The 10,273-nt window shown below is 54.6% G+C and carries 13 protein-coding genes and 1 pseudogene; 9 read left to right on the forward strand and 5 right to left on the reverse strand.

Annotated elements, in window-relative coordinates; genetic code table 11:
• The first annotated feature begins 179 nt into the window (after positions 1-179).
• The gene (locus K1V27_RS09655) at positions 180-1,088 is read left to right on the forward strand and encodes a transporter substrate-binding domain-containing protein (protein WP_258929783.1); all 909 of its coding nucleotides are present in this window, start codon (positions 180-182) and stop codon (positions 1,086-1,088) included.
• 222 nt (positions 1,089-1,310) lie between these two features.
• On the opposite strand, the gene K1V27_RS09660 is transcribed toward K1V27_RS09655, so the two are convergent.
• Both K1V27_RS09660 and K1V27_RS09665 read right to left on the reverse strand, forming a co-directional pair.
• Positions 1,311-3,110: a DOMON domain-containing protein gene (locus K1V27_RS09660; RefSeq protein ID WP_258929784.1), complete on the reverse strand. Its 1,800-nt coding sequence runs from the start codon at positions 3,108-3,110 to the stop codon at positions 1,311-1,313.
• A gap of 159 nt (positions 3,111-3,269) precedes the next feature.
• Positions 3,270-3,485 (reverse strand): hypothetical protein, encoded by a 216-nt coding sequence (locus K1V27_RS09665; protein ID WP_258929785.1) that lies wholly within the window; start codon positions 3,483-3,485, stop codon positions 3,270-3,272.
• 162 nt (positions 3,486-3,647) lie between these two features.
• Here K1V27_RS09665 and K1V27_RS09670 point away from each other — a divergent pair, with 162 nt between their 5' ends.
• The 5 genes from K1V27_RS09670 (at position 3,648) to K1V27_RS09690 (ending at position 6,253) form a co-directional block, all read left to right on the forward strand.
• Entirely contained in the window at positions 3,648-3,866 is a 219-nt protein-coding gene (locus tag K1V27_RS09670; RefSeq protein WP_258929786.1) for a hypothetical protein, read from the forward strand.
• A 147-nt stretch (positions 3,867-4,013) separates the two neighbouring features.
• Positions 4,014-4,250: a hypothetical protein gene (locus K1V27_RS09675; protein ID WP_258929787.1), complete on the forward strand. Its 237-nt coding sequence runs from the start codon at positions 4,014-4,016 to the stop codon at positions 4,248-4,250.
• A gap of 75 nt (positions 4,251-4,325) precedes the next feature.
• Entirely contained in the window at positions 4,326-4,874 is a 549-nt protein-coding gene (locus K1V27_RS09680) for a hypothetical protein (RefSeq protein WP_258929788.1), read from the forward strand.
• Positions 4,861-5,616, forward strand: a complete 756-nt coding sequence (locus tag K1V27_RS09685; RefSeq protein WP_258929789.1) for an NYN domain-containing protein — start codon at positions 4,861-4,863, stop codon at positions 5,614-5,616. Before K1V27_RS09680 ends, K1V27_RS09685 begins: the two co-directional genes overlap by 14 nt.
• Before the next feature lie 316 nt (positions 5,617-5,932).
• On the forward strand, positions 5,933-6,253 hold the full coding sequence (locus K1V27_RS09690; RefSeq protein WP_258929790.1) for a hypothetical protein: 321 nt from the start codon (positions 5,933-5,935) through the stop codon (positions 6,251-6,253).
• A 57-nt stretch (positions 6,254-6,310) separates the two neighbouring features.
• On the opposite strand, the gene tnpC is transcribed toward K1V27_RS09690, so the two are convergent.
• From tnpC to K1V27_RS22780, 3 genes and pseudogenes are all read right to left on the reverse strand, one after another.
• A complete protein-coding gene (gene tnpC / locus K1V27_RS09695; RefSeq protein ID WP_258929791.1) occupies positions 6,311-7,366 on the reverse strand; it encodes an IS66 family transposase in 1,056 nt (351 codons plus the stop codon).
• The gene (locus K1V27_RS09700; RefSeq protein WP_258929792.1) at positions 7,341-7,520 is read right to left on the reverse strand and encodes an IS66 family transposase zinc-finger binding domain-containing protein; all 180 of its coding nucleotides are present in this window, start codon (positions 7,518-7,520) and stop codon (positions 7,341-7,343) included. The genes tnpC and K1V27_RS09700 overlap by 26 nt, the downstream gene beginning before the upstream one ends.
• Positions 7,521-7,535: 15 nt before the next feature.
• Positions 7,536-7,628 (reverse strand): annotated as a pseudogene (locus tag K1V27_RS22780) (IS66 family transposase); the annotation flags it as partial.
• A gap of 215 nt (positions 7,629-7,843) precedes the next feature.
• Here K1V27_RS22780 and K1V27_RS09705 point away from each other — a divergent pair.
• From K1V27_RS09705 to K1V27_RS09715, 3 genes are all read left to right on the forward strand, one after another.
• Entirely contained in the window at positions 7,844-8,074 is a 231-nt protein-coding gene (locus K1V27_RS09705) for a hypothetical protein (protein ID WP_258929793.1), read from the forward strand.
• On the forward strand, positions 8,067-8,771 hold the full coding sequence (locus K1V27_RS09710; protein WP_258929794.1) for an ABC transporter ATP-binding protein: 705 nt from the start codon (positions 8,067-8,069) through the stop codon (positions 8,769-8,771). The genes K1V27_RS09705 and K1V27_RS09710 overlap by 8 nt, the downstream gene beginning before the upstream one ends.
• Positions 8,772-9,126: 355 nt before the next feature.
• The gene (locus K1V27_RS09715; RefSeq protein ID WP_353740552.1) at positions 9,127-10,122 is read left to right on the forward strand and encodes an integron integrase; all 996 of its coding nucleotides are present in this window, start codon (positions 9,127-9,129) and stop codon (positions 10,120-10,122) included.
• Positions 10,123-10,273 lie beyond the last annotated feature (151 nt).

The following is a 10,273-nucleotide window of genomic DNA, read 5'->3' on the forward strand; positions in this document are numbered from 1 at the left end:
AACTCTGACATAATTTGAACCGATCTGACCGGAAACAACCAATCTCCATGGGGTGGCCATTGTGGTGCTGCCGGATTAGGGGACCCGAGTCCCACGCAAAGCGTAATCCTGGCAGCCGTTGCCAAGAGCGACCACAAAAGGTATTGCCCGAAAAGGTTCCTGCTCCTCAGGAGGGCGCCGTGCAAATAAAAAAACTATCATATTTGCCGTTCTGGGTCACTTTCATTGCCTTGGCGGCTGTGCTTGGATTTCCGCAATTTTTCGGCCGGGGCCTGTGCAACGACCTGGATACGGTGAAAAAGACAGGAAAGCTGAGGCATCTCGGCATTCCATATGCCAATTTTGTTTTGGAAAATGGCCGGGACGGCCTCGATGTCGAGCTGATGCAGCTCTTTGCCGAGCACCTGGGGGTGACCTACGAGTATGTCGATACTTCCTGGGAGAATGCCATCGGAGATCTCACCGGCAAGAAGTTCGTCACCGAGGGAGACAGCGTCACGGTGGTCGGTGAAGTGCCCGTCAAAGGGGATGTCATCGCCAATGGTTTTACCGTACTGCCCACGCGCCAGAAGATGGTGGCTTACTCGACCCCCACTTTTCCGACGCAGATCTGGCTGGTCGCACGATCCGACTGCCCCGTCAGGCCCATCAAGCCTTCCGGCGATATCGACCAAGACATCGCCAATGTCCGAGCACTTCTCAAGGGGCAGCGCCTGCTGGGCAAGCCCAACACCTGTCTTGATCCGGCTTTGTATGATTTGAACGAAAGCGGGGCGGATATTATTCTGTTCCATGGCAATCCGGAAGAACTGGTGCCCGCCATCATCAAGGGCCAGGCGGACCTTTCGCTGCTGGATATGCCCGATGCGCTGATCGCGCTTGACCGGTGGCCGGGTGTCATCAAGGTGATCGGACCTCTTTCCCACATTCAAAGCATGGCCTGCGCCTTCGCCAGGGAAGACTCTGCCCTGCGGGAGAGCTTCAACGCATTCTTCAATACCCTCGTCAAGAACGGGACCTATCTGAAGCTGGTCAATAAGTATTATCCCAGCTTCGGGGTTTACTATCCTGAGTATTTCAGCAACTAATCGCCATGCCCCCGCTGCGGTCATGTTACAGGCATGCAGGGGAACATTGACGCTGTAGCGGATACTAAGCCGTTTTAATCCCCTTTCCCTTGTTCTTCCGGTTTTTCTGGCTCTCGGGTTGTCCCCAGATCACCTCATAGCTCCCAAGGGACCTCACTGGACATGTGTTCGGTCGTGCTGGAGGCAATTGACAGGTATGCAGCACTTCGCCGGCGACTCTTTTTACGGTTCAACTGCAATCAGGTCGGTCCGACTTGCTCGGCGGATCCCGTTGGCGTCCTGGTGAATCAGCTTCATTTGATACTTCATTCCGGGGTGAAGCGGTTTGCCGGAGGCAAATTTCAACGGGATCGCGGCCTCCAGGATATAGCCTCCAGCCTTCGGCCTCAGGGAGACTTTCGATGGCAGCGGCCGATATCCTTCGGGGACGCGCCACTCGATGACCCGGGGTTCATTACCCGCAGCGCCGCCGCCGGTGGGGTGGATGTAGAACAGAGCATAATCGGTCGTGCCGTTCTTCCGTCCGACGCTGGGCCTCAGGTAGAGCGAAAGATAGTCCGCCTGCCAGAGAGAATCTGCGCCGGGATAGTCCATGCGCGAATCCGCAATATCGCCTGCGACAAACAAAAGATTGCCATCCCAGGACAGGTAGAAGCGTTGTTCGGTGTCGTCACCGTCCAACAAGCGAGCTGTCTCTTGAGGGAGAAACAGATGCCTTTGGTCCCATTCGGAGAGGTCACCATCGATGCCTGCGGCAAAACGGTGGAGCAGTCTGAGCCCCAGGGGCCTTTTGGCCTGTTCCGGTGTGACAGCCGTTCGATGCGCTGCGTTGACCGCGTTGTTGGTCTCTTTTATCCGCCCCTCGAGTTGGCTGTAAATCTCTGTTTCGTCACTCGAGACCAGCCCGACATTGATATCGGGCGGATAGTCCCAATTTCCGGCGTAGTCCCTCCACATGAACCAGTGCATTCCCACCATGTAGGGGGCCCTGGCAGCGGACAGCACATATTTGCTGTAGCCAATGCTCCGATTTTCCTGAGAATATACGTCGATGAACAATTGCGACGCATGCCCCGGGTGGGGATAGCCCGAAAAAGAAAATTCGGTGATCAGCAGAGGTTTGCCGGAAATCCTGTAAAACTCTGAGTAGCGGGCATCCAGCTGTGCGTATCGATTGTAATGGTTGATGGAATTGACGTCGAAATAGGGTGCCAGTAGTTGAAATAGGGGAAGCTCGGGGATTCCTTTGTAGCGTATACCGAGGATCAAATGATGCGGATCGAGGCGGCGCAATAGGCGGCAGTAGTTTTCGTAGTAATGGGCGGCAACCCGGTTTCTCCAGGGTTTAAACAGTTTCTCCAACAACACGCTGCCGCATTTTGGAGCGCTGCTGCCGGCAATATCCTCAAAGGACCGGAAGGAAGCATTCCAGTTCCTGTTGAGCAGTTTGATCTTGCCTTCATACAGGTCCTGCAAAAATTCCATAAGCGCACGGCTGCCCGGCGCGTCTCTGTGCAACTGCAGATAGAACTGCAGGACGGCGCAAGGGTCCCATTTCCTCTCGTTATCAAGAAAGTAGCCCATGAAGTCGGCATTGCCGGCAAACGGTTGGATTTCCTTTGTCAGGTGCCGCTCGAATTCCGCCCAGAAGGATTCATCAAAGACGTCGTTGGCGGATTCCACAAAGCCGGTGTAAATCTGGTCCACAAAATAAAAATCCTTCCAGACGGAGGGGCTGCTCCAGGCGCCTGCCGTGTTGAAGCCCATTGCACGCAGCTGCCGGACGATCCGGCCCTTTCTCGCTTCACCCGGAGGCCTTTCTTCACAATGGCCGAAGCATCCGCCAACGCAGTTGACTCCGAGGGAAAAGAATTTTTCCCCGGCGGCATCCTGAAACCACCAGACATCGCCGTCCCGGACCAGTTGGATGTATCCGTTCCGGTGTGCCGGGGCTGCAGCGCAGGCAACCGCCGGAGGCAACGCCGCCGTTGTCAGTATCAGCACTGCAATCAGGAGTTTCATGCGGGCAGCCTGGAAAAAAATTGCGGCAAGTTAGATCTCGGGTCGTCCATCCTCAATGTATGCCCCTATCAAAAGACCGTTGCACAGTAAGCAGTGCTCGTGCACCTCTGGGCCCAGGATTTTGGGTAAGGGAACAGGTTACCGATTGAGGGCAAAAGATTACATTTTTTCCAGGAATTGTCGATGGGTTTCACTTCGCTCGATCCATCCTTGCACGGCCAGGGCGGCAGCCGATGCATCCATGTGAAAGGAATCGATTCCCGTTTGAATGGCGTTTTCGATCAGCGCCTTCTGCACACAGCGTGCGACGGCTTTGCAGCGCCTCGGGCTTTCCTTTTCACCAAAAAAGGCTATACTCCAACCAGTTCCGTTCATAAGCTTCACAAATTTGATCCATGTCGATCCGGTCTTTAGCCTTTGAGAACTGACCGACAGGTGGCCTATAAGCGGTGCAGTGAATTTTCCAACGCCTGTTTTGGGATTGCAGTTAACATTTCAGCCACTGCGGGGTCTACCCGTGTATCCTGGAGTTAAAATATGGCTCAAAGACCAAAGCTTACCTTTAAGAAGCGGGAAAGAGAAAGAGCGCAACAGCAAAAACAAAGAGACAAAGAAGCGCGCCGGTTGGAAGCCAGGCAGAACAGGGTCAAGCAGCAGTCATCAGACAGTCAGGAGGATCCGGACATCGCCGGCATAAAACCCGGCCCACAGCCACTCGCCGACCAATGGGAGCAGACTGGAGGAGAGGACGGCTGAGTCAGGCGCACCGGCAATTTATCGTTCCGGGGTCGTTTCCCACCGCACGTTCCCTTTTACACAAGGTGGGGCCATTATTGTGGCTATAGCCCCGTTGACCTCTTTTCAGCATCAATTTGTTGCAGAAACAAAGGGAGCGAACAAGCAATGAGACAATTCAGATCCTCACCATACAAGAGGTTTGAAAAAATTAACCGGCCGCTTGATCCGCCCAGGAAAATCACAGGGGGCAGGGTTGTTAAAATCAATGACCGGGTTGAAACCGCTCATGGATTAGGAACGGTGATTGAGATATCCGAAGACCGCTACCTGATTGCCCTGGATGACCAGTTGGGGAGGGTGTGGGAGAGGCTCAGGTCGCTTACGGTCATCCCGGCCAAATAGTTTTTCTCGAACATCCGATCGCCGCCTGTGGCATCATGCAAGACACAAACGGGCCGAAATCAGAGGGAGTCAGCAATGACAGACAGTGCACAGGTGTTAGTAAAGGATTTGCGCTCGACCGGATACTTTTTTGAGGAGTTAAAAGACTACTCGAGATCGGCCGAGATGAACATTCACACCTACAGCAGAAATTATGTGATTCCCTACCTCATCAGACTGGCGGAATCTCACAGGGAATCCGGACATCCTGAGAGAAGCAGGATACTCGATTCTGCAGCTGAGTTGCTGTCCGATGCCGGTGATGACGAGCTCATTGAGTCTCTTTTTGCCATCAAGAAAATAGCGAACTCCGAGATTGAGATCAATGAAAGGTTACTCTCTGAAATTGGTCGACACAACAAATCCCAAGTGCTGACCTGCTACCAGAAGTCTGAGTCGGCTAAACGCGTTCTCAAGCTGATGGTGAACATCATAAAGATGTTCAGGCTGCCCGAAGTGACTGCCGAACGGGACAAATCGAGGGCAGACGCGCAGCCCGTCGAAAGCCAACGAGGAACCGGACTTAAAAAAACAAGTGATTGTGAGGACAACAGCGATCAGGGAACAACTAATGAATGCAAGTGACGCCGCCTCCAACCGACTGTGTGTTCTGATTGATGCGGACAATGCGCAACCCGCCATCACCGAGGGGCTCCTTTCGGAAGTTGCCAAGTACGGCGTTGCAAGCGTGAAGCGTATTTATGGCGACTGGACTACGCCCAGCCTGAGCGGTTGGAAGTCCGTTCTGCTGGAGTACTCAATCCAGCCGGTTCAGCAATTCCGCTACACCGTGGGTAAGAACGCGACGGACAGTGCGATGATCATAGACGCAATGGACTTACTCTATACCCAGCGTTTTGACGGATTCTGCCTGGTCTCGAGTGACAGCGATTTCACTCGGCTCGCCTCGCGCATAAGAGAGGAAGGCCTGCTGGTGTATGGATTTGGCGAAAAGAAGACTCCCAAAGCGTTTGTATCCGCCTGTGACAAATTCATATTCACCGAGGTTCTTCGCTTCCAGGAGAATGCCGAACCGGTCGTTAAGCCCAAGACTGCCAATGAATTAAAGAGAGACACCAAGCTGGTCGCTCTTCTTCGAAACGCTCTTGAGGCGGCTTCCGATGAGAGTGGGTGGGCGCATTTAGGAGCCGTCGGGAGCAACATCGCCAAACAGGCCCCGGAGTTTGATCCGCGCAACTACGGATTCGGCAAACTTGGGCAACTTGCCGCAGCGACAAAACTTTTCGATATGGATGAGAGAGTGCAGAGCGACGGTCGTTCCAAATCAATTTACATTCGCGACAAGCGCAATAAGCCCAAGAAATAAAATAACGTTGTCCGGCAAATGAAGCTGAGCGGATTTTGATTGCGCTATGGCGCGTTTCGTCTTGCCGACCGGCCTCCCTCTTTTATACCATACTCTCCTCCGCATTACAGTCATGAGGGTGCATCAAATACCGACTGAGCTCAATTGAATGAAAGGACAAGCCGCGAAGGCTTTCGGTCATGAAGACTGAACAGGACTTGCGGGGCCGTAGGCGGTAGGTTGGGTTGAGCGCAGCGAAACCCACCAACGTTACCCCGCAAGCCCATGTTGGGTTTCGCTGCGCTCAACCCAACCTACATCTACCCCATCGAATCAAGTGGCCGAATCCCGCAGCATTTACGCCCTGGCTTTAATGATTGTGGGTGTGGGCCTCCGTCTCGTGGCCGGGATGATCATGGTCGTGCGCACCGTGATCGCCGGCGTGGTCATGGTCGTGCACATGGGCGGCCGCCCCATGGGAATGCTCATGACTGTGCTCATGCAGGTGTTCATGGGCGTGGCTATGGGTGTGTTCATGGGTGTGTTTCTGGTCTCCGTGAACATGCTCATGACTATGTTGGTGAGTGTGCTCGTGGGCGTGCAAATGCCGGTGTTCGTGTTTTCCTTCCATTGTGACTACTCCTTTCGTTGGATTTAAGAGTCCTTCATGAACTCGTTGCCGATGCTTTAAAACTAAGCCCGCAAATCGCAACCTTCAAGATGCAATGCAGATCAAACCGGCGGGACGCGCTGTGGGCATGAGGCAGGAGTACGGGGCGAAGCTGCGGACTTCCCGTTCGTCCCCGATTGAAATGCAGGCAAGCAGCCCGGGAAAGACGAATTCCCTCTTGAACGGTCTCCATTCCATCAGCCCCCCTCCACAACACAACGCAGGATGATCACCCCTTATCATGACCACACACGGCTCAGGGGTGGTCAAAATTCGGTTATCACAGATGGTCAATTTTCGTTTGTCGTTACGAGCATAACTCAGAGCTTTTCCGAGAAGCCCCTTAGGAGGGGTCTCCAGGTAGCGCTTGTCCATCCAAACCTTGAACTCTTTTAAGATCGGCTCGGCTTTGTCTTTTCTCAGTGCCAAAATCTCTTCCGGACTGAGGTCCTGCTCGCGGGCGATCTTTTCAATAAGGTAGAACTTGCGGATGTATTCGAGAGCGACCTCGGCGCTCCCGTTCTTTTTGGCTCCCTTTCCCCGAGCATCGATGACTTTGACAAGGTTTCTGCGCACATGCGCCATGCATCCGACCAGAATAATCGGAGATCCCTTCTTCTCGAACTGCTCACAGGCCGAGTAGGCATCCGTTTGCAAATATCCCTGGTAGCCCGCGAGGGTTTCCTTTGGGACCCCACCGGACCTTGTGGGGGCATAATGGAAGAGCACGACCGGCTTCTCAGGATCTCCTCCTCTAAAAACCCACATGCAGGAGTTGGCGGTGTTGGCACGGCCGGGTTCGTTTAGAACCTGTACGGGAGTCTCGTCGGCATTGATGAGGATTCCTGATTTAAGCATGCCTTGAAAAAATTCCATGATCAGGCGGCACCGATCCGAGACCATCACCATCCAGGAGGCCATGGTGGAGCGGGGAATCCGGATCCCATAGCGATCGAGGATCTTAGACAGACGGTAGAGTGGGGTTCCGTCTGCATATTTTGCCGTGGCGACATAGGCAAGAGTGCCGGCGGTGGCGAGGCCCTTGGGGATCATCTCGGCAGGAGGCTCGGCGATTTTAACCGCTCCTCCTTCGCTTTCCACCCCCCTCGCAGCCCTTGCACGCGTACTTGGGGCGAATGGTGCGAAAAACTTGGACCTTGGCGGGGATGATATCGAGCTTTTCCGATACTTCCTCCCCGATCCTGGAAAGAGGAGTCCCGCAGCCACACACTTTCTCCTCCTCGGCAATATTCACAATGACTTCCACTCGAGGCAGGTGGTCGGGAAGAGGTTTTCGTTCGGGCTTTTGCCGGGTGTGGGCGGGGACGGCGATCTCTTCTCTTGCCGGTTCTTCCGAGGCGGCTACTTCGGCTTCATTGAAAAGGTGGAATGTACGGTGCCTGCCCTGCGGAAAACCATATTTTCATATCAATGGGGTCAGCGTAAACAACATCGAAAGCCTGCTCCAGTAACCCCTCCGCATCGAAGTCTTCAACTGGGTCAAATGAATGGTCGGTTATTTCCAGGTCTTGGATCTGTTCTGCCTCAGACGGAATTGGAATTTTCTATCACCTCATCGTGCTGCTGTGCGTGGTGCTGGGCGGCAAGGGATCTGCCCGGGGGCCGCTTTTGGGGGCCTGCCTGGTGGTGTTTTTCCAGGAATCGCTGCGCTTTCCGCCCATCCCGGGAGACCTCGGCCGCTACGTCGCGCCTCTCCAGGGAATGCTGTTCGGGCTCGTCCCGGTTTTGCTCATGTTGAAGCGCCCCGAGGGGCTCGTTGCCGAATTTCGCAGGAGGCAAGGTGCTTAGAGTCGAAAACGTGAGCAAAAGCTTCGGCGGCCTGACGGCGGTTGCCGGCGTGAGCCTCGATCTGGGGGACAATCAGGTGGCCGGACTGGTGGGACGGAACGGTTCCGGCAAGTCTACCCTGCTTCACATCATAACCGGCTTCTATAAGGAGGACAGCGGCTGGGTGCTGTTTCAGGACAAGCCGATTCAAGACTTGCCGCACGATGCGATAAGCCGCCTGGGCCTGCCCCGCACTTTTCAGCAGGTCCGGGTGTTGCCTTTTCTATCGATGCGGGAGAATCTTCTGGCGGTGGCCCCGGACCAGCAGGGAGAAAATATTCTGTCGGTTTTCTTCCGCCCGCGGCTGATCGGCCGGCAGGAACGGGAAAACCGCCGGCGGGCCGATGAAATTTTGCAGCTGATGAAGCTCGAACACCTGGCGGAGCGGCCCGCCGATGAGCTGAGCTACGGCTGGGAACGGCTGCTGGAGCTCGGCCGGGTGCTGATGTGCCGGCCGCAGCTGGTGCTCCTCGATGAGCCGTCGCCGGGACTGGCCCCGCTCATGGTGGAAGAAATATTCGACCGCATCCTCGAAATGAATCGGCGTAAGGTCTCCTTTCTCTTGGTGGAACAAAACGCCCGCAAGGGCCTCTCCGTTTCCCACCGCGGCTACGTGCTGGAACAGGGCATGAACCGGCTCGAGGGCACCGGCCGCTAAGCTCCTCAACAACCCCGCGGTGCAAAAGCTCTATCTCGGCGGCTGATCGACCGCTGTGAAGCTCGCCTGCAGAACCATACGCCGTCCCCATCATAGCTGAGCGCCGCGCACTCTTCTTCGCTGTACACCTATCCGGTCTTAGGGTGAAAAGCCTCATTTCACGGTCCGTCCCGCCCTCCGTCATTCCCGCAATCCTTAAGCGGGAATCCAGAAGACAGAAATAAAGGGATCCGTCCTTAATAGATATGGCACTCTTCATGACGTCTTGCACGCCGTTTCCACTTGACGCGGGGTCCTCTTCTTAGGTAAGGGTGTTCTTAATCGCCCTTCTCCTCTCACAAACGGGAGGTCACTCATGATGAGCTCTTGTCAATCCGCCGATCGGGATCACCAGCAGCCGCGCCTGCTCGATCAGGTGCGGGCGGCCATCAGACTGCGCCACTACAGCATACGAACCGAGGAAGCCTACATTCAGTGGATCAGGCGATATATCCTGTTCCACAAGAAACGCCACCCCATTGAAATGGGAAGCTCTGAAATCAACCACTTCCTGTCCCATCTTGCTTCCGCAAAGAACGTGGCTTCTTCCACTCACAACCAGGCCCTGTGTGCGCTGGTTTTTCTCTACAAGGTAGTCCTTCACAAGGACCCTGGAGAGCTTGGAGACGTCATTTGGGCAAAGAAGCCGAAAAAACTTCCTGTTGTTTTGACTCGAACTGAAGTGAAGGCCCTGCTCAATGGGCTGCAAGATGAAAAATGGATCATGGCCAAACTCCTCTACGGGGCCGGACTGCGATTGATGGAGTGCATTCGACTTAGAGTCAAGGACGTGGATTTTGGTTACAGACAAATCCTTGTCAGGGACGGCAAAGGGGAGAAGGATCGGGTCACCATGCTGCCGACTTGTGTGATCGAGCCTTTGCAGAGGCATCTCGTGGGAGTCAAGGCACTTCATGAGCAGGACTTGAGGGAAGGGTTTGGGAACGTTTACCTTCCGTTTGCACTGGTGAGAAAATACCCTCATGCCGACCGGGACTGGGCATGGCAGTATGTCTTTCCTTCCAGGAAGCGCTCGATTGACCCCAGAACGAGGATCGAGAGGCGGCACCACATAGATGAGACTGTCTTGCAGAGGGCGGTCAAGGAAGCGGCGAAAAGGGCGAGGATCAACAAGGTCGTCGGCCCTCATGTGCTTCGCCACTCCTTTGCCACACATTTATTGGAGGCGGGCCACGACATCCGCACTGTCCAAGAGCTCTTGGGCCACCAGGACGTGAAGACCACTATGATTTACACCCATGTTCTGAACAAAGGCGGAATGGGAGTCCAGAGTCCTGCCGACAGGCTCTGATTAGGCGGTATATGCGGCTGCGGGCCGCTGTGTATGCCCCTTGCCAGAAAGTGGAATATTGCTGTTAAGTGCCTGTCACGAAATAAACTTTACACTCTTTCTTGCCATGATATACTGCTGTCATGGAGAAAGAACTGATCAAAAAACGATT

This window comes from Desulfoferrobacter suflitae, assembly GCF_022603395.1.
Classification (GTDB): Bacteria; Desulfobacterota; Syntrophobacteria; order Syntrophobacterales; family Syntrophobacteraceae; genus Desulfoferrobacter; species Desulfoferrobacter suflitae.

Bases quoted from the DNA above. Each gene is read 5' to 3' on its own strand.
- K1V27_RS09660 (WP_258929784.1), bottom strand. From the start codon at position 3,110: ATGAAACTCCTGATTGCAGTGCTGATACTGACAACGGCGGCGTTGCCT.
- K1V27_RS09680 (WP_258929788.1), top strand. From the start codon at position 4,326: ATGACAGACAGTGCACAGGTGTTAGTAAAGGATTTGCGCTCGACCGGA.
- K1V27_RS09665 (WP_258929785.1), bottom strand. From the start codon at position 3,485: ATGAACGGAACTGGTTGGAGTATAGCCTTTTTTGGTGAAAAGGAAAGC.
- K1V27_RS09685 (WP_258929789.1), top strand. From the start codon at position 4,861: ATGAATGCAAGTGACGCCGCCTCCAACCGACTGTGTGTTCTGATTGAT.
- K1V27_RS09670 (WP_258929786.1), top strand. From the start codon at position 3,648: ATGGCTCAAAGACCAAAGCTTACCTTTAAGAAGCGGGAAAGAGAAAGA.
- K1V27_RS09715 (WP_353740552.1), top strand. From the start codon at position 9,127: ATGATGAGCTCTTGTCAATCCGCCGATCGGGATCACCAGCAGCCGCGC.
- K1V27_RS09675 (WP_258929787.1), top strand. From the start codon at position 4,014: ATGAGACAATTCAGATCCTCACCATACAAGAGGTTTGAAAAAATTAAC.